At 67.1% G+C, this 16,784-nt stretch carries 17 protein-coding genes; 8 read left to right on the top strand and 9 right to left on the bottom strand.

Features of this window, described 5'->3' with window-relative positions; translation table 11 throughout:
* Positions 1 to 20: 20 nt before the first annotated feature.
* Positions 21 to 1,280, top strand: coding sequence for a putative Na+/H+ antiporter (locus BXA00_RS25775; RefSeq protein WP_076521212.1), 1,260 nt, complete (start codon positions 21 to 23; stop codon positions 1,278 to 1,280).
* Between the two features lie 37 nt (positions 1,281 to 1,317).
* On the opposite strand, the gene BXA00_RS25770 is transcribed toward BXA00_RS25775, so the two are convergent.
* The 3 genes from BXA00_RS25770 to BXA00_RS25760 are packed head-to-tail and all read right to left on the bottom strand — an operon-like array spanning position 1,318 to position 5,220.
* Positions 1,318 to 2,820: a fumarate hydratase gene (locus BXA00_RS25770; RefSeq protein ID WP_076521211.1), complete on the bottom strand. Its 1,503-nt coding sequence runs from the start codon at positions 2,818 to 2,820 to the stop codon at positions 1,318 to 1,320.
* Positions 2,821 to 2,832: 12 nt separating this feature from the next.
* Positions 2,833 to 3,813: a tripartite tricarboxylate transporter substrate binding protein gene (locus tag BXA00_RS25765; RefSeq protein ID WP_076521210.1), complete on the bottom strand. Its 981-nt coding sequence runs from the start codon at positions 3,811 to 3,813 to the stop codon at positions 2,833 to 2,835.
* 51 nt (positions 3,814 to 3,864) lie between these two features.
* A complete protein-coding gene (locus BXA00_RS25760) occupies positions 3,865 to 5,220 on the bottom strand; it encodes an adenylosuccinate lyase family protein (protein ID WP_076521209.1) in 1,356 nt (451 codons plus the stop codon).
* 136 nt (positions 5,221 to 5,356) lie between these two features.
* Here BXA00_RS25760 and BXA00_RS25755 point away from each other — a divergent pair, with 136 nt between their 5' ends.
* Positions 5,357 to 6,079, top strand: a complete 723-nt coding sequence (locus BXA00_RS25755) for a GntR family transcriptional regulator (RefSeq protein ID WP_076521208.1) — start codon at positions 5,357 to 5,359, stop codon at positions 6,077 to 6,079.
* Positions 6,080 to 6,285: 206 nt separating this feature from the next.
* Complete coding sequence (locus BXA00_RS25750; RefSeq protein WP_076521207.1) at positions 6,286 to 7,284, top strand: tripartite tricarboxylate transporter substrate binding protein; 999 nt, start codon at positions 6,286 to 6,288, stop codon at positions 7,282 to 7,284.
* Positions 7,285 to 7,365: 81 nt separating this feature from the next.
* On the opposite strand, the gene BXA00_RS25745 is transcribed toward BXA00_RS25750, so the two are convergent.
* Positions 7,366 to 8,298 carry a LysR family transcriptional regulator gene (locus BXA00_RS25745; protein ID WP_076521206.1) on the bottom strand — a complete coding sequence of 311 codons (933 nt, stop codon included), beginning with the start codon at positions 8,296 to 8,298 and terminating at the stop codon, positions 7,366 to 7,368.
* 113 nt (positions 8,299 to 8,411) lie between these two features.
* On the opposite strand from BXA00_RS25745, the gene BXA00_RS25740 reads away from it, so the two are divergent.
* The 5 genes from BXA00_RS25740 to BXA00_RS25720 are packed head-to-tail and all read left to right on the top strand — an operon-like array spanning position 8,412 to position 13,509.
* Entirely contained in the window at positions 8,412 to 9,089 is a 678-nt protein-coding gene (locus BXA00_RS25740) for an RraA family protein (protein WP_076521205.1), read from the top strand.
* 2 nt (positions 9,090 to 9,091) lie between these two features.
* The gene (locus BXA00_RS25735; protein ID WP_076521204.1) at positions 9,092 to 10,474 is read left to right on the top strand and encodes an amidase; all 1,383 of its coding nucleotides are present in this window, start codon (positions 9,092 to 9,094) and stop codon (positions 10,472 to 10,474) included.
* Between the two features lie 58 nt (positions 10,475 to 10,532).
* Complete coding sequence (locus tag BXA00_RS25730) at positions 10,533 to 11,591, top strand: TRAP transporter substrate-binding protein (RefSeq protein WP_076521203.1); 1,059 nt, start codon at positions 10,533 to 10,535, stop codon at positions 11,589 to 11,591.
* A 16-nt stretch (positions 11,592 to 11,607) separates the two neighbouring features.
* On the top strand, positions 11,608 to 12,216 hold the full coding sequence (locus tag BXA00_RS25725) for a TRAP transporter small permease subunit (RefSeq protein WP_076521202.1): 609 nt from the start codon (positions 11,608 to 11,610) through the stop codon (positions 12,214 to 12,216).
* 3 nt (positions 12,217 to 12,219) lie between these two features.
* Positions 12,220 to 13,509, top strand: a complete 1,290-nt coding sequence (locus BXA00_RS25720; protein ID WP_076521201.1) for a TRAP transporter large permease — start codon at positions 12,220 to 12,222, stop codon at positions 13,507 to 13,509.
* A 21-nt stretch (positions 13,510 to 13,530) separates the two neighbouring features.
* Here BXA00_RS25720 and msrA read toward each other — a convergent pair whose 3' ends face one another.
* Genes msrA through BXA00_RS25695 form a run of 5 tightly spaced genes read right to left on the bottom strand, consistent with a single transcriptional unit; the run spans position 13,531 to position 16,663 of the window.
* Complete coding sequence (gene msrA / locus BXA00_RS25715) at positions 13,531 to 14,250, bottom strand: peptide-methionine (S)-S-oxide reductase MsrA (RefSeq protein WP_076521200.1); 720 nt, start codon at positions 14,248 to 14,250, stop codon at positions 13,531 to 13,533.
* 35 nt (positions 14,251 to 14,285) lie between these two features.
* On the bottom strand, positions 14,286 to 14,810 hold the full coding sequence (gene msrB, locus BXA00_RS25710; protein ID WP_076521199.1) for a peptide-methionine (R)-S-oxide reductase MsrB: 525 nt from the start codon (positions 14,808 to 14,810) through the stop codon (positions 14,286 to 14,288).
* A gap of 60 nt (positions 14,811 to 14,870) precedes the next feature.
* A complete protein-coding gene (locus BXA00_RS25705) occupies positions 14,871 to 15,197 on the bottom strand; it encodes a pentapeptide MXKDX repeat protein (RefSeq protein WP_076521198.1) in 327 nt (108 codons plus the stop codon).
* A gap of 40 nt (positions 15,198 to 15,237) precedes the next feature.
* Positions 15,238 to 16,029, bottom strand: coding sequence for a molybdopterin-dependent oxidoreductase (locus BXA00_RS25700; RefSeq protein ID WP_076521197.1), 792 nt, complete (start codon positions 16,027 to 16,029; stop codon positions 15,238 to 15,240).
* Between the two features lie 10 nt (positions 16,030 to 16,039).
* Entirely contained in the window at positions 16,040 to 16,663 is a 624-nt protein-coding gene (locus BXA00_RS25695) for a cytochrome b/b6 domain-containing protein (protein WP_076521196.1), read from the bottom strand.
* Between the last annotated feature and the right edge of the window lie 121 nt (positions 16,664 to 16,784).

Here is a 16,784-nt window from a genome sequence, read left to right as displayed (position 1 = left end):
ACTGAAGCAGGAATAGACACGTGACAGAGTCCGGCCTCGAAATCATCGCCGCCATTGTTTTTGCCATTGCCTTGCTGCACACCTTTTCGGCGCCGGTGTTTCTGCGCCTGGCGCACCGTAGCAAGCGCCATGGCGGACTGCTGCACCTGTTGGGCGAAGTCGAAGTCGTGTTCGGCTTCTGGGCGGCCATACTGCTGATCCTGATGGCGTTGGCGGCGTCCGGCGAGACGGCCATGGCCTACGCCGAGTCGCGCAATTACACCGAGCCTGCCTTCGTGTTCGTGGTGATGGTCATCGCGGCGTCGCTGCCCGTGCTGACGGTCGTGATGCGCCTTGTCGAGCGCCTGGCGCGCCTGCTTCCGGTACGCGACCAGACGGCCAAGGCCTGGCTGTGCCTGGCCCTGGTGCCCCTGGCCGGATCGCTGGTCACCGAGCCGGCCGCGATGACGATTGCCGCGATGATGCTGGCCCCGCAGGTGTTTCACCGCGAGATGCCGGAACGGCTGAAGTACCTGGCGCTGGGTGTCCTGTTCGTCAATATCTCGGTCGGCGGAACGCTGACGTCGTACGCGGCGCCGCCCGTCTTGATGGTGGCTTCGACCTGGGGATGGGACAGCGCCTTCATGTTCAGCCATTTTGGCTGGAAGGCGGCGCTGGCCGTTCTGATCAATGCCACGCTCGTGACCCTGGTGTTGCGTCCGTACCTGCGTTCGGGCGATGTGCTCTCGCTGAAGGCATCCGCCCCGCCCATGTCGCCGGTCGTCATCGCCGTCCACCTGTTTTTCCTGGCCGCGGTCGTACTCAGCGCGCATCATCCGATCATCTTCCTGGGTCTTTTCCTGTTTTTCATCGGCTATACCCAGGCCTATAAGGCGCACCAGAGCCCGCTCATCATCAAAGAAGCGTTGCTGGTGGGCTTTTTCCTGGCTGGCCTGGTGGTGCTGGGCGGCATGCAGCAGTGGTGGCTGCAACCCATCGTCAGCGGACTCGAGCCCGACGTGCTGTTCATCGGCGCCCTGGCGCTGACGGCGATCACCGACAACGCCGCGCTGACCTACCTGGGCTCGCTCATCGACGGGATCTCCAGCCAGGCGCAGTACATGCTGGTGGCCGGCGCGGTCGCCGGCGGGGGGCTGACCGTCATCGCCAATGCGCCCAACCCCGCGGGCGTGGCGTTGCTTCGAGGAGGGTTCGCCAATGGGGGGGTGAGTATGCTGGGGTTGCTGATGGCTGCGTTGGGGCCCACGGCCATTGCGGCGGCGATGCTTTTCTTTCTTTGATGCCGTGGGTGCAAACGTGGCAGGCTGAACCCGTCGACTACGCCGCCTTGATCCTGAAAAACGCATGGGTCGTCCGGCCCGCCGCATCCACCGCTACCGTGACCGGCATGTCGCGCACCTCGAATTCGTAGATGGCTTCCATGCCCAGGTCGGCAAATGCCACGACGCGCGACGATTGGATCGTGCGCGACACCAGATAGGCGGCGCCGCCCACGGCGGTCAAGTAGGCCGCGCCGTGCCGTTTGATGGCCTCCATGGCGAGCTTGCCGCGTTCGGCCTTGCCGATGGTGACCAGCAGGCCGGTCTGCGCCAGCAATTGCGGCAGGAATTTGTCCATGCGGGTCGCGGTGGTGGGGCCGGCCGGACCGACGGCCTCGCCCGCCACGGGATCGACGGGTCCCACGTAGTACAGCGTCCGGCCGCGCAGCGGCACCGGCAGGGGCTGGCCGCCATCCAGCAGGTCCGCCATGCGTTTGTGCGCCGCATCGCGGCCGGTCAGGAGCTTGCCCGAGAGCAGCAAGGTGTCGCCGGCCGTCCAGGTGGCGACTTCCGCGGACGTCAGCGTATCCAGGTCGACGTGCCGGCCGGCTTGCGCGGGCAGGGTGTCGGGAATGCCGTCCCAGAGGCCGGGATCGGCAGGCGGAAAATGCGCAGGGCCGTCCGCCGGCATGCTGAACGAGACGAACCGTGTGGCGGCGCAGTTGGGCACGAGCGCCACCGGCAGAAGCGCCGCATGCGAGGGCGCCGTGGCCACCTTCACGTCCAGCACGGTCGTATCGCCGCCCAGTCCTTGCGCGCCGATGCCTAGCGCATTGACGCGCTGGTAGACGTCTGTGCGCAAGCGTTCCTCGGGCGTATCCGCGCCGCGTTGCAGCAGGGCAGGCATGTCGATGGGGGTGAACAGGGCGCGCTTGGCCAAGGCCATGGCCTGTTCGGGCGTGCCGCCCACGCCCAGTCCCAGCACGCCCGGCGGGCACCAGCCCGCGCCCATGCCGGGCAACTGCGACACGACCCAGTCGGCGACGGAGTCGCTGGGGTTCAACATCGCGTAGCGCGCTTTGACGTCGCCGCCGCCGCCCTTGGCGACGACGGTCAGGTCCAGGCCGTCGCCCTCCACCAGCTCCACCTGCACGATGGCAGGCGTGTTGTCGCGCGTATTGCCGCGGGAACCCAGAGGGTCCCGCACCATCGAGGCGCGCAACGGATTGGATGGAAAGCCGTAGGCGCGCGCGACCGCGCGGTTCGCCAGGGTTTGCAGGCTGGGCGTGGGCCCGGCGCCGTCGTGCCGGACGCGCACGTCCATGCCCATGCGCACATACACGTGCACGACGCCGGTGTCCTGGCAGACGGGCCGCCGGGCCTGCGCGCTGAGCTTGCTGTTGATCAGCAGTTGCAGCAGGGCCTGCCGGGCGGGCGCATGCGTTTCGGCCGCATGGGCCGCTTTCAGCGCCTGCACGAAATCGGCGGGATGCGTGTGGCTGATGGCCTGCAGCGCATCCGCGATGCTGGTTTCGATGTGGTCGGCAAAGACGGCGCGCATGGCGGACGCTTCCTATTGCAGGGTGATGCCGGCTTGCTTGATGACCTTGGCCCAGCGCTGGCCTTCGTCCGCGGTGAACTGCTGGAAAGCGGCCGGGGCGTACTGGTCAGGCGGCAGAAGCTGGATGCCTTGTTCGACCATCTTGCCGGTGAAGGCGTCGTCCGCCAGCGCCTTCTGCCAGGCCTGGTAGAGCGTTTGCACCACGTTGTCCGGCGTGCCCTTGGGGGCGTAGAGGCCATACCAGGTGGACACCTGGAAGTTCGGGATCGCCTTTTCCGCCATCGTCGGCACGTCGGGAAATTGCGCCATGCGCTCGGAGGAGGTCAGCCCCAGCGCGCGGACCTTGCCGCCCTTGGTCTGCGGCAGCGCCGTGTTGGTCTGGTCGAACATGGCGTCCACCTGATTGCCCATCAGGTCGTTCAGCGCCGGCCCGGCGCCCTTGTAGGCGACAGGCGTGATGTCGATGCCCGCCTGGCTGGCGAACATGGCAGCGACCAGATGCGACGTGGACCCGACGCCGGCGTTGCTGAAGTTCAGCTTGCCCGGGTGCTGCTTGCCGTAAGCGATGAGATCGGGGACCGTCTTGTAGGGCGACGATTCTCCCACCAGCAGCACCAGCGGGGTATCGGGAAAGCGGAACACGGCCTGGAAGTCGCGGGTCGGGTCATAGGGCAGGCGGGCATAGAGGGACGGCGCCGCCGCCATGTACCCGATGTGGCCCACCAGGAACGTGTACCCGTCGGGCGGGGACTTGGCCGCCTTGGCCGAGCCGATGGTGCCGCCCGCGCCGCCCACGTTCTCGATCAGGATCGTCTGCTTCAGCTCCTGCGAGACACGGTTTGCGACGTTGCGCGCCATGGCGTCGGTCGGGCCGCCGGCCGCGAACGGGACGATCCAGGTGATCGCCCGCGCAGGGTAGTTGTCTTGTGCTTGCGCGCCCATCGGCAGGGCGAACGCGCCCGCGACGGTCAGTGCCGCCATCCAGTTCTTCATGAGTTGTCTCCGTCCTGTTGTGGTGTCTTCTGGTAAGGGATGGGCGGCCGGTCAGGCTTGCCCGGGATAGGGGCGGGCCCGCACGCGGTCCACCATGGCGGGGGCAGCCCCCAGGTAATTGGCGGGATCGCACAGGCGCTCGATGGCGGCGCCATCCAGGCGCTGCGTCACCCGCGCGTCCTCTTGCAGCACGTCGGCCAGGCGGCGGCGCGACGTGGCCGCATTGCGGCACGCGTCGTACACGACGTCGTGCGCGGTCTGGCGGCCGATGTGCGGGGCCAGCCCCATCATCACGGCTTCGGCCACGATCAGTCCGCCCGACAGGTCCAGGTTGCGCGCCATGCGCGCCGTGTCCACTTCCAGCCCGCCCAGCATGAACCGGGCCTGGTGCAGCGCGCCCGCCGTCAGCACGAAGGCTTCGGGCACGGCCGACCATTCGATGTGCCAGGGCCCCGTGGCGCGCTCGAAGTCCTGCAGCATGGCGTCCAGCGCGAGGCCGGCGTGCTGGCGCACGGTCTTGGACGCGCTCCACATCAATTCGCAGGAAATCGGATTGCGCTTTTGCGGCATGGTGCTGGAGGCGCCGCGGCCCTTCACGAAGGGCTCGAAGGCTTCGCCCAGTTCATTGGTCATCATCAGCATGATGTCCACGGCGATCTTGCCCAGCGAGCCGGCCACCAGCGCCAGGAACTGCACGGTCTCGGCCAGGCCGTCGCGGGCGACGTGCCAGGTGATGGGGGTGGCGCCCAGATCCAGCTCCTGCATCAGCGCGGCGTGCACGGCCAGCCCCTCGTCTCCCAGGGACGCCAGCGTGCCGGCGGCGCCGCCGAACTGCCCGATCAGCACGCGCGGGCGCAGTTGGGCCAGCCGTTCGCGATGGCGGCGGACCATCAGCAGCCACACGGCGGCCTTGTAGCCGAAGGTGATCGGCAGCGCATGCTGCAAATGGGTGCGCCCGGCCATGGGCGCATCGCGATAGCGCAGGGCCAGGGCGTCCAGGATGCCATCCAGCGCGGCGAGGTCCTCGTCGATGATCGCCAGCGCATCGCGCACCTGCAGCACCGTGGCGGTGTCCATGATGTCCTGCGTGGTGGCGCCCCAGTGCAGGTACTCGCCTTCGGGGCCGCACATCCGGGACAACTGGTGGACGAGCGGCAGGATGGGGTAGCCGACGATCTCGGTTTCGACGCGCAGCTCGTCCATGTCGATGGCGGCGGCGTCGGCGCGCGCCTCGATGGCGCGGGCGGCCTCGGGCGGAATGATGCCCAGCCGGCCCTGCACGCGGGCGAGCGCCACTTCGGTGTCGACATAGCGCCGCACGGTGGCGGCGTCGTCGAAGACGGCGCGCATCGCGGCGGTGCCGAACATGTCTTTGAACAGGGCGGATTCGAGGACGGAGACTGGCATAAATGTACGCTCTTAAGAAGTTGTACGTACATTTAAGCAGGGGCAAACCGGGACGTCAACGCCGGGGATTACCCGTAGGCGCTGCGTGGCGGGTGGCAGCAGATAGAATGCGGGAGTCGCCATTCCGCACCCTGCCATGTCCATCACGCTGTATACCCGCATCTCGGAAGAACTGGCGCGCCGCATCGCCGCCGAGGTGTATCCCGTGGGCGCCGCGCTGCCTGCCGAAAACGCCCTGGCCGAGGAGTTCGACGCCAGCCGTCACACCGTGCGCGCCGCCTTGCGTCAGTTGCAGGACTTGGGCCTGATCGCGCGTCGCCGGGGCAGCGGCACGGTCGTCATGGCCACGCGCCCCAAGGCAGGGTTCAGCCAGTCGCTGCGGTCCCTGGAAGACCTGGTGCAGCTTGCCGCCCGCACGCCGCGCAGCATCCGGCAGGTGCAGGAAGTGGTGGTGGACGTGGATCTGGCCGCGCGCCTGGGCGTGGGCCCCGGGACGCGCTGGTTGAAGTTTTCGTCCACGCGCGGCGCCGAAGGACAGCCGTCGGTGGTGTGGACCGAGCTGTACGTCGATGCCCATTACAAAGGCGTGCGCAAGCTGGCGCGCGAGCATCCCGACCGCCTGGTGTCGGACTTGATCGAAGAACATTACGGCCGGCGGATCGCGTCGGTCGAGCAGACGATTTCCGCCTGCGCCTTGCCCCCGGCGGTCGCCCGGGAACTGGAAGCGCCGCCGGAGTCCCCGGGCCTGTTCATCCTGCGGCATTACAAGGACCACGCAGGGAGCATCGTCGAAGTGTCGTGCTCCTACCATCCGGCGGGCCGCTACGAGTTTTCGACGACGTTGATACGAGAGCGCTAGGCGCCGCGTTGCGCGGCATCCGGCCTTCCACCCCTCGACGCCGGGATTACCCGTAATAAGAAAAATCTCTCAATTCAGCGGGCATTTGTGATTACTGGCGGCCCGAACCCGCATGCTAATTTTTCCCTGCAGTTCGAAGATCGCTTCATCACACACAGGGGAATCACACCATGCACGCCGTGGGTAAAGCATGCCGCAAGGCAGGGATGGCATCGTCCGTTCGCAGCACGTTTCTGAAGTTGATGGCGCCGGCGCTGATCGCTGGCATGGTCCTCGGCGCGGCCGCCGCGCCGGCGCGGGCCGCGGATTTTCCGGGCGACAAGCCGATCAGCCTGGTCGTGCCGTTCCCCGCCGGCGGCGGTACCGACTTCATCGGCCGCCTGTTGGCGTCGGAGCTGGGCAAGGCGCTCAAGACCACGATCGTGGTCGAGAACAAGGGCGGCGCCAACAGCAATATCGGCACAGCCTACGTGACCCAGGCCCGGCCCGACGGCCACACGCTGCTGGTGTCGGGTGTGGGGATCGCCACCAACCAGGGCCTCTACAGCAAGCTGCCTTACAAGCTCGGCCAGCTCGACCAGATCGCCGTCCTGGCCTTCGGCGCCGATGTGCTCGTGACCGCGCCCGATTTCCCGGCCAAGACGCTGGGCCAGTTCGTCGAGCTGGTGCAACAGCAGCCCGGCAAGTATTCCTATGCCTCGTCGGGCAACGGCACCACCGGCCACCTCGGCATGGAAATGCTCAAGCAGCGCGCCAAGCTCGACATCATGCATGTGCCCTATAACGGCGGATCGGCCGCGATCAATGATGTGCTCGCGGGCCGCGTCGACGTGCTGTTCGTGAACCAGGATACGGCACTGCCGCATGTGCGCGCCGGCAAGCTGCGCGCGCTCGCCATTGGCAGCGCCCAGCGTAATCCCACCTATCCCGACACGCCCACCGTGGCCGAAAGCGGCTATCCGGGCTTCTCGTCGGAGTACTGGTTCGGCCTGAGCGCACCGGCCGGCTTGCCGGCGCCGGTGTTCCAGCAATTGTTCGAGGCCACCCGCAGCGCCATGCAGTCGCCCGCCATTCAGGAAAGGCTCGGCGCGGTGGGCCTGGTGATTCCGCCGCTCACCGACCGCAAGCAGTTCGCGGTGTTGGTGGACGCCGAAGTGCGCAAGTGGGGCGAGGTCGTGCGGGTATCGGGCGCACGTATCGATTGAGGCGGACGCAGCGCGGGCCGGGCGAGCCGGGCCGGGCGCGATCACGGGACGCCGGACAGGGGCCGCTTACGCGGCCCTTTGTCATGCCTTGTCGGCGTGCGCAGGCGTGGCTTCGATGGGCGCCAGGAAGTTCAGGCGCGTGAGCGTGTCACGTGTGATGTCCACGATCGAGTCGATGTGGGCGCCATGCGAAGCCGTGAGGTACGAGATATAGAAGCGCGCTGGGGGGATCGGAGGATCGGCGGGCAGGGCGCGCAGCACCCCCATGTTCAGCATGTCCTGCAGCAGCGGTACCGGCAGGATGCCGATGGCGTGGCCGGCTGCGATCAGGCGCGAGATGAGCGCAAGCGAATTGGTGGTGCTGGGGCCCGACATGTCGACGCCGCCTGAGGCCAGCCAGTTTTCGACCACGGTATAGAGGGTGGACGGTGGCGAGTGCGTGGCGATGTGATGGCCGCGCGCGTGCTCAGCGCGAAATGGATCGGCCGTGATGTGCAAAGTGGGCGAGGCTACCCAATGAAACGTCATCCAGCCGATAAATACGTCGGTGACGGTGTCGCCCGTGGCCGGGTTGGTGAGCAGCGCCATGTCGAGCTCGCCCGCATTGAGCTTGCTGTTGAGCACCGAGCCCACGTCCACCGTCATCTCCAATGCCAGCGAAGGGTAGTGCTCCTTGAGTTGCGCGATCACCGCGGTCAGCCCGACGTTGGCCGAACACTCATCCGCGCCCAGCCGCAGCTTGCCGCCCAGGCTGCGATCTTTGCCGAAGTGTTCGAGCTGGCGTGTGCTGTGCAGCGCGCTTTCGGCGTGGCGCAACGCCGACTGTCCCACGTCGGTGAGGCTCACGCGCTGGCGCGAGCGGTCGAAGAGCTGCACGTCCAGCGCGCCTTCGAGTTCGCGGATGCGTGCCGATACGGCGGGCTGCGTCACGTGCAAATGGCGCGCGGCCGCGTGGATGCTGCCCAGCTTCGCCGTCCAGTAGAAGGCCTCGAGCTGGCTTAGGGTTATCCGCATGATAAGGAGTCTTTTTCAAACTGCGCCGAAACTTTGATTATTGGGCCGGAAAGCCTGCGTGATACCTTTTTTCCAACGGGTTTCGGCCCATCTCATTGTAGTGAAGACACACGATGTATCTGATTCATTCCTTGCCCGATGCGCTGCCGAGCGATGATCTGGCGCTGCTGCAGAAGGCTGAGCCGGCCACCATCGGCCATTTCCAGACCATGGGTTTCATGCGCAACGATATTCGCGCGCACCAGCGTGACGTGCGCATCGCAGGGACCGCAGTGACCGTTCGCATGCCGGGCAGCGATGGCGGCATTCTGCACCATGCCATGGCATGCGTACGGCCGGGGGACGTGCTGGTGATCGACCGCTGCGGTGAGACTGTTACTGCCGCTTTCGGCGGCGCCATGGCCTACGCCGCCAAACAGGCGGGCGTGGCGGGCATCATCGTGGATGGCGTGGTCACCGACCTGGGCGAGTTGCGCCAGCATGGCATGCCGGTGTGGTCCAGGGGACCGTCGGTGATCACCACCAGGCTGCTCGGTCATGAAGGCGAGTTCTGCGGCACGATCCATTGCGGCGGCGTCACGGTGTGCGCCGGGGCCGCCGTGCTGGCTGACGAAAACGGCGTGCTGGTGCTTGAGCGCGGCGCCGTGCGCGCCGCAGCCCAGCGCGCGATCGACTTCCAGGCCCAGGAGCAGACCACGCTGGCGCGCTTGCGCGCCGGTGAGAAATTTCCCGATATCGTGGGCTCGCGCGCGCTGATCGAACGCGCCATCGCGGCTGTCCAAGGAGTGTGAAGATGAGCATCGACCTCGACATCACCGAACTCGCTCAGCGGCTGCGCCGCCGCGAACTGCGCGCCGAAGCGCTGGTGGGCGACTATCTGGCTCGCATCCGCGCGCTCGACCCCTGGCTGCACGCCTACGTGGCGGTCTATCCCGACGAGGCGCTGGACGCGGCGCGCGCCGCCGATCTGCAAATGGATCGGGGCATCTGGCTCGGCCCACTGCACGGCGTGCCGATCGCACTGAAAGACCTGATCGACATCGCAGGCCGGCCCACCACCATCGGCTCGCCGATCCATGCCGAGACCATCGCCACGCGCACCGCGACGCTGGTCAGGCAACTGCAGCAGGCCGGCGCCATCATTTTGGGCAAGACGCACATGGTGCAATTCGCCATGGGCGCATGGGGCCCCAATCAGCATATGGGCACGCCGCGCAATCCCTGGGACGACGCTGTGCACCGCATCCCGGGCGGTTCGAGCAGCGGCTCGGCGGTGGCGGTGGCTGGCCGCCTGGCGCCAGCCGCGATCGGCACCGACACCGGTGGCTCGGTGCGCGTGCCGGCCAGTTACTGCGGCATCACGGGCCTCAAGCCGACCGTGGGCCGCATCTCGTCGCAGGGCGTGGTCACGCTGAGCCAGACGCTCGACAGCGTCGGCATCTTCGCCCACAGCGCCGCGGACGCGCGCCTGGTGTTTGACGCGCTTGCGCCGGCCGCGCCCGGCGAGTGGCGCGAGCCGCTCGACGCGTCGCGCTTTGGCATCGCTGGCGCCACGCTCGGCCGGCTGCCGGAGGCGTTCATCGCCGACGTCACGCCCGCCGTGCGTCGGGCCTACGAGGAATCGATCGCGCTGTACCAAAACCTGGGCGCGCAGATCGTGGAGATCACGCCGCCCGCGACGCTGGCTGAATTCAAGGCCGTGACCGGGGACATCATGATGACGGAGGGGGTGGCCTCGTTCGAGCGCGAGATGACCGATTTCTCGTTGCCGGTGGATGAGTCGGTGCGCCCCCGCCTGCTGGTAGGGCTGGACGTGCCGGCGGTGCGATATCTGGCTGCGCTGCGCGAGCGCGATCGGCTGCAGGCGGCGATGCAAGGGCGCCTGCGGGGCGTGGCCGGTTTGCTCACGCCCACCACGCTCACCACCGCGCTGCCGCTTACCGAGATCGATCATGGCAATGCGCCGGTGCATTACACCCGCATCGGCAACCTGCTGCAGATGTGCGGGATATCGGTACCCAACGGCCGCGACGACGCCGGCCTGCCCACCGGCCTGCAGATTCTTTGCCCCGGCGGCGAAGACCGGCTTGCGCTGTACCTTGCCGAGGTGTTCCAGCGTCATTCGGATTGGCATCGCGAGCGCGCCGAGGCGCGGGCGCCGGCGAACGCGGACTGACACGCCGCCGCATTCGGGCACGCGCTGCGCGCGGCTCTTCTCGAAAACAGGGGGAATTATGAAATGCAGCACTTTGGCGGCGCTGCTGGCGGCCGTCGCGACCTCATTCGCCGCGGCCGGACCGGCCCGCGCCCAGACCGGCGCCTTGCCCGAGACCCACTTCGCGGTGGTCGGCGGCGGCAGCCACAACTACACCTTTTCGGCCGTGGAAAAGCCGTTTTGGGAGAAGACGCTGCCGGAAGCGTCCGGCGGCAAGGTCACAGCCGAGCTGATCGGCTTGTCGGAGAGCGGCCTCAAGGGCCCGGAGATCGTGCGGCTGATGCGTGCTGGCGCGCTCGACGTGGGCATGGGCGTGTTCGCCTTCGTGAGCGGTGACGACCCGACCTTCGAGGGGGTGGACCTGCCGGGCATGGCGACCGACTTCGCCACCGCGCGCAAGATGGTGGCCGCCTACCGGCCCGTGCTGGAGCAGCGCATGCTCAAGCGCCACGGCGTGCGGCTGCTGGCCACCGTGCCCTACACGGCCCAGGTGTTCTTCTGCCGTGCGCCGGTGAATAGCCTGGCGGACCTGAAGGGGCGCAAGGTGCGCACGCGCGGCAGCAACATGGCCGAATACGTGCGCACCCTGGGCGCCGCGCCGGTGACCATCCCGTTCGCTGAGGTCATACCCGCCTTGCAGACGGGCGTGGTCGATTGTGCCGTCACCGGCATCGGCTCGGGCAACGCCGCGAAATGGTATGACGTGGCCAAGAACCTGTATCTGTTGCCGATCGACTGGTCCATCGGCTTCTACGCCATTGCCGAACGCCGCTGGCAGAAGCTTGATCCCGCCGTGCAGCGGTTCATGCTCAAGGAGGCGCAGGTGCTGGAGCAGCGCCTGTGGGACGAGACCGGCCGTGAGGGCGACTACGCGCTGGCCTGCAACACCGGGCAGGGCGAATGCCGCATCCACACCCAGGCCGACATGCAGGCTTCGGCCCCCACCGAGGCAGAGCGCGCCACGCTGCGCGAGGTGGCCACAGACATGGCAAGCCGCTGGGCGCGGCGTTGCGGCGAGGAATGCGCCGCCAACTGGAGCGCATCCGTGGGCCAGGCCCTCGGCGTGACGCTGCGCTGAACTTCAAGGAATCCTCATGACGACAGAAACGCATGGTTCGCTTCGCCTGCTCGAACGCGTGGCCCGCATCGGCGCCTGGATAGGCGGTCTCGGGCTGCTGCTCGTGTCTTGGCTCATCGTGATCGACTTGATCGCGCGCAAAGTCGCGGGCTTTTCGCTCGGTGGGGCGGACGAACTGGCTGGCTACACCCTGGCGGTGGCGAGTGCCTGGGCTTTTCCCATCACCTTGCTGCGCCGCTCGCACATCCGGGTCGACGTGGTCTACACCCATCTGCCCGCCAAGGCGCGCGTCGTGCTCGATCTGTTTGCGCTGGCGTGCCTGGGCGTGTTCGTGGGCACGCTGACCTGGCACGCATGGTTCGTGCTGGCCGATTCCATCGCCTTCCAGTCGGTGTCCAACACGCCGCTGCAGGTGCCGCAGTGGATTCCGCAGTCGCTCTGGTTCGCCGGCTACGCGTTCTTCCTGCTCACCATCGTGGTCCTGGGCGCTTGCGCGCTGGGCCGTGTGATGCGCGGCCGCTGGCAGGCGGTCAATGCGCTGATCGGCATCCATTCGGTGCAAGAGGGTATTGAAGAAGAAACCGCCGATGCACTCGTGCCGGCGCGCACACAACCCCAGGACTGATCCATGTTGATAATGACGATTTCCATGCTGCTCGGCCTGCTGGCGCTGAGCGTGACGGCGGCGGCCACTGTGGGCCTGCTGGGTATGAGTCTGGCCGGCGCGTATTCGCCCCTGAAACTGAGCAACGCCATCGGGGAACTGGCCTGGGGCACCAGCGCCGAATTCCTGCTGGTGGCGATTCCGCTCTACGTGCTGATGGGCGAGCTGCTGGTGCATTCCGGCGTGGCAGGCCGCATGTATGGCGCCGTGTCCAAGTGGGTGTCTTGGCTGCCGGGCGGGCTGATGAACGCCAACATCGGCGCCTCGGCCCTGTTCTCGGCCACCAGCGGATCGAGCGTCGCCACCTCCGCCACGATCTCCACGCTGGCGCTGCCGGAGCAGCGCAAGGCGGGCTACAACGCGCCGCTTTTCCTGGGTTCGATCGCGGCAGGCGGTACGCTGGGCATCCTGATCCCGCCGTCGATCAACATGATCGTGTATGCGCTGATCGCAAACGTGTCGGTGCCCAAGCTCTATCTGGCCGCCACGCTGCCGGGCGTGCTGCTCACCCTGCTGTTCGTCGGGCTGATCGTGGGCCTGTGCGTGTGGCGGCCGGGCCTGGCCGGCAAGCGCCCAACGGTGAGTTGGAATGAGCGCATCGCCGCCTTGCCGCACCTGCTGCCACCGCTCGCGATCTTTGCGCTTGTGATCGGCGTGATCTACGGCGGCATCGCCACAGCCAGCGAGTCGGCCGCGCTCGGGGTGGTGGCCGCCACCGTGCTGTGCGCCTGCAAACGGGTGCTAGGTTGGGCGATGCTGGGCCGCGCCTTCGAGGCCACGCTGCGCACTACCGGCATGATCATCTTGATCACGCTGGCGGCGTTCTTCCTGAACTTCGTGCTGTCCTCGATCGGTCTCACCACCTTGCTGGTGAATGCCATGACCAGCCTGGACCTGCCGCCGCTGGGCATGATGCTGGCCATCATTCTCTTCTACATCCTGCTCGGCTGCTTCATGGACACGCTCGCCATGCTGGTCACCACCGCGCCGCTCACCGTGCCCATCGTGGTGGCGCTGGGTTATGACCCGGTGTGGTTTGGCGTGATGCTGATCGTGTTGTGCGAAATGGGCCAGCTTACGCCACCCTTCGGCATGAATCTGTTCGTGGTGCACAGTGTGCGCGGCCAGGGCAGGTTCATGGACGTCGTGGTGGGCGTGCTGCCGTTCCTCGTCATGCTGTTGCTGATGATCGTGTTGCTGCTGGCCGTCCCGCAACTGGCGCTCTGGCTGCCGGGCCAGATGTCGACCCTCTGAGCAACTCACGGCGAAGCCTGGTTATCGGTTGTGTTCAGCCACCAGAACCGGCTTCTCCCGATACCGCTCCGGAAACGTCTTGGCCAGATTCTCCACCTTCGGAACGTCATTGATCACGATGTACAGGCTGTTCGGGTTGCGCACCAGATAATCCTGGTGGTAGTCCTCGGCAGGGTAGAACGCCTGCAGCGGTTCCAGCGTGGTCGCCAGCGCCTTGGGGTAGACTCCCGACTTGTTGAGCTGGGCGATGTAGGCTTCGGCCACCTTGCGCTGGCTGTCGTTGGCGGGGAATACGGCGGAACGGTATTGGGGGCCGTGGTCCGGGCCCTGGCGATTGAGCTGGGTCGGGTCGTGGGCGACCGAGAAATAGATCTGCAGCAGCTGGCCATAGCTGATCTGGCGCGGGTCGTAGGTGATCTCGACGGCTTCGGCGTGGCCGCTGCGTCCGCCGCTGACGGCGTTGTAGTTGGCCGTGGCGGCCTGGCCGCCGGCGTAGCCGGAGACGGCGTTGCTGACGCCTTTGACGTGCTGGAACACGGCCTGCACGCCCCAGAAGCAACCGCCGGCGAGGATGGCCTTTTCTTGCGTGGCGGCCTGGCCCGCGGGAGCCGCGGTCGTGTCCGCGGCGGGCGGGGGAATGATGAAGGCGCGTTCCGCGGCGGGCGCGGGGGCCGAGGCCAGCAGGCCGGCGGTGGCGGCCAGCGCCGCGCAGAGGCGGCGGATCGTGGGATGCTTGGACATGGTGCGAGGGTCCTGTGTAGGTTGCGGGCCGCGGGTCAGGCCTGCGGGGCGAAGGTCATGGCCACGCCGTTCATGCAATAGCGCAGGCCCGTGGGGCCTGGGCCGTCATCGAATACGTGCCCCAGATGGCCGCCGCAGTTGGCGCAATGCACGGCGGTGCGGACCATGCCGAAGCTGCGGTCGCGCGTCTCGCCGACCGCGCCGGGCAGGGGTTGCCAGAAGCTGGGCCAGCCGGTGCCGCTGTCGAACTTGGTGGACGAGGAGAACAAGGGGTGTGCGCAGCCCGCGCAGGCGAAGGTGCCTGGGCGGTGCTCGTCGTTGAGCGGGCTGGAGTAGGGGCGTTCCGTGCCGTCGCGGCGCAGCACCTGGTACTGCGCCTGCGTCAGCCGTTCGCGCCATTGCGCGTCGGTGAGCGTGTAGGGAAAGGTCGCGGCCGGCTTAGGCGCGGCCGGCGAAGCCGCTTGCGCCAGACCGCTGCGCGCGGCCAGCAGCGGAGCCAGGCCGGCGGCGGCAGCGGCCGCGCCGCCCAGGCCCAGGAAATGTCTGCGGTTCAAGTTCATGGCGATTTCCGTGCGGGTTGCGTTCAGGCGGGGGGCTGCAAGGGCGGCCCCCGCCCGGGATCACTTCTGCATGCCGTCCTTTGACATGCCGTCCTTGCCCATCGTGCCTTTCGACATGGAATCCTTGGACATCGACCCCTTGGACATCGAATCCTTGGACATCGAATCCTTGGACATGGAATCCTTCGACATCGAATCCTTCGACATCGACCCCTTCGACATCCCGTCGCGCGACATCGAGTCCTTCTTCATGCCGTCCTGCGCGGGCGCTTCTTTCGACATGCCGTTCTTGGTCATGCCGTCCTTGCTCATGGTGTCGGCGGCGTGGGCTGCCGCGGCGCCGAAGGCCAGGCACAGGGACAGAGCGGCGGTGGTCAGTTTCTTCATGATGCTTTCCTTTTGACAGTGGGAAAAAGACAGAATTCACCTAGCTTCCGCCGAACCAGTTGTAGCCCTGGTCCTCCCAGTAACCGCCCGGGTAGGTGTTGGTGACGAAAATCGCCTGGATGTGCTTGGGGTTTTTGTAGCCAAGCTTGGTGGGCATGCGCAGCTTCATGGGGAAGCCGTATTCGGGGGGCAGCGTCCGGCCGTCGTAGGTGAGGGCCAGGATGGTCTGCGGGTGCAGCGCGGTGGGCATGTCGATGCTGGTGTAGTAGTCGTCGGCGCACTTGAAGCCGACGTACTTGGCAGACAGGTCCGCGCCCACGCGCTTGAGGAAGTCCGAAAACGGCACGCCGCCCCATTTGCCGATGGCGCTCCAGCCTTCGACGCAGATGTGCCGCGTGACCTGGTCCACCTGCGCCATGGCGCGCAGTTCGTCCAGGCGCCAGCGGCGCTTGTCGGCGACCAGGCCGGTGACTTCCAGGCGGAACGCGTCCTCGTCCACCTGCGGCACGGCGTCGATGCCGTAGAAGGCATTGAAGGGAAAGGGCCGCGTGATCATGGATTCCGGGTAGGTCGGCGCGAGCTTGTTCGGATCGAAGATCCAGCCTTGCACGCGGTCGTTGAAGCGGGACACGGCCGAGAGCGCCTGCTCGACGTTTTCGTCGTCGGACAGCGAGCCTCCGGACAGCATGGCCAGGCCGCCCAGCGTGAGCCCGCGCCGCAGGAAGGCGCGCCGGGCGGGCTGCTCCACGCGCTTGTCCAGCAGTTTTCCGGCTTCGCGCAGGATGGCGGGGCCGTCCAGGCCCGGCAGCGGGGGGCGTCGCTTTTCGCTCATGGATGGCTCCTTATTTGCCGCGGATCATGGCGAGCAGGCTGCGGGGCACCAGCGCGACCATCGCCAGGTGGACAGCGACGAACGCCACCAGCAACGCCATCGCGACGAAGTGCACGCGGCGCGCGGCTTCGTAGCCGCCCATCAGCTCGCGCAAAAGGTCGAATTGCACGGATTTCCACAGCACCAGCCCGGACAGGATCAGCACGGCGATATCGGCCATGACAAACAGATAGGCCAGGCGCTGCACCTGGTTGTAGCGGCGCGGGTCCGCGTGGGACAGCCTGCCGCGCAGGGCCGAAACCAGGTCGCGCGCCACGCCGCCCGCGCTGACGGGCAGGAACTTGCGCCACAGGCGGCCGGTGGCGATGTTCATCGCCAGGTAGAACAGGCCATTGAAGAACAGCAGCCACATGCCGGCAAAGTGCCACTGCAGCGCGCCGCCCAGCCATCCGCCGAGCGTGATGCCGTTGGGAAACGTGAACGCGAAGAAGGGCGCGGCGTTGTAGATGCGCCAGCCGCTCATCACCATGATGACCACGGCAAGCGCATTCAGCCAATGCGCCACCCGCAGCCAGGCGGGGTGGATGGGCGCGTTCTGTGGCGGCAAGTCGTCGATTGCGGGTCGAGCCAGCATGGCGGTCTCCGGTGGGGGGGCTGTCGTTGGAGGCATTCTTGCCCCGCGCCAATATCGAAGTCCTCACGCAAAGTTAAATTAAATGTGAACTTTCACCCCCGCCGATTGGCGACAATAGGCG

Origin of the sequence: Achromobacter sp. MFA1 R4 (assembly GCF_900156745.1) — a bacterium.
Classification (GTDB): Bacteria; Pseudomonadota; Gammaproteobacteria; order Burkholderiales; family Burkholderiaceae_B; genus Achromobacter.
This window is presented reverse-complemented; position numbering and strand designations above follow the sequence as displayed.

Excerpts from the sequence above, each read along its gene's own strand:
- BXA00_RS25770 (WP_076521211.1), bottom strand. The coding sequence starts at position 2,820 with ATGCGCGCCGTCTTTGCCGACCACATCGAAACCAGCATCGCGGATGCG.
- BXA00_RS25765 (WP_076521210.1), bottom strand. The coding sequence starts at position 3,813 with ATGAAGAACTGGATGGCGGCACTGACCGTCGCGGGCGCGTTCGCCCTG.
- BXA00_RS25760 (WP_076521209.1), bottom strand. The coding sequence starts at position 5,220 with ATGCCAGTCTCCGTCCTCGAATCCGCCCTGTTCAAAGACATGTTCGGC.
- BXA00_RS25755 (WP_076521208.1), top strand. The coding sequence starts at position 5,357 with ATGTCCATCACGCTGTATACCCGCATCTCGGAAGAACTGGCGCGCCGC.
- BXA00_RS25750 (WP_076521207.1), top strand. The coding sequence starts at position 6,286 with ATGGCATCGTCCGTTCGCAGCACGTTTCTGAAGTTGATGGCGCCGGCG.
- BXA00_RS25745 (WP_076521206.1), bottom strand. The coding sequence starts at position 8,298 with ATGCGGATAACCCTAAGCCAGCTCGAGGCCTTCTACTGGACGGCGAAG.
- BXA00_RS25740 (WP_076521205.1), top strand. The coding sequence starts at position 8,412 with ATGTATCTGATTCATTCCTTGCCCGATGCGCTGCCGAGCGATGATCTG.
- BXA00_RS25735 (WP_076521204.1), top strand. The coding sequence starts at position 9,092 with ATGAGCATCGACCTCGACATCACCGAACTCGCTCAGCGGCTGCGCCGC.
- BXA00_RS25730 (WP_076521203.1), top strand. The coding sequence starts at position 10,533 with ATGAAATGCAGCACTTTGGCGGCGCTGCTGGCGGCCGTCGCGACCTCA.
- BXA00_RS25725 (WP_076521202.1), top strand. The coding sequence starts at position 11,608 with ATGACGACAGAAACGCATGGTTCGCTTCGCCTGCTCGAACGCGTGGCC.
- BXA00_RS25720 (WP_076521201.1), top strand. The coding sequence starts at position 12,220 with ATGTTGATAATGACGATTTCCATGCTGCTCGGCCTGCTGGCGCTGAGC.
- msrA (WP_076521200.1), bottom strand. The coding sequence starts at position 14,250 with ATGTCCAAGCATCCCACGATCCGCCGCCTCTGCGCGGCGCTGGCCGCC.
- msrB (WP_076521199.1), bottom strand. The coding sequence starts at position 14,810 with ATGAACTTGAACCGCAGACATTTCCTGGGCCTGGGCGGCGCGGCCGCT.
- BXA00_RS25705 (WP_076521198.1), bottom strand. The coding sequence starts at position 15,197 with ATGAAGAAACTGACCACCGCCGCTCTGTCCCTGTGCCTGGCCTTCGGC.
- BXA00_RS25700 (WP_076521197.1), bottom strand. The coding sequence starts at position 16,029 with ATGAGCGAAAAGCGACGCCCCCCGCTGCCGGGCCTGGACGGCCCCGCC.
- BXA00_RS25695 (WP_076521196.1), bottom strand. The coding sequence starts at position 16,663 with ATGCTGGCTCGACCCGCAATCGACGACTTGCCGCCACAGAACGCGCCC.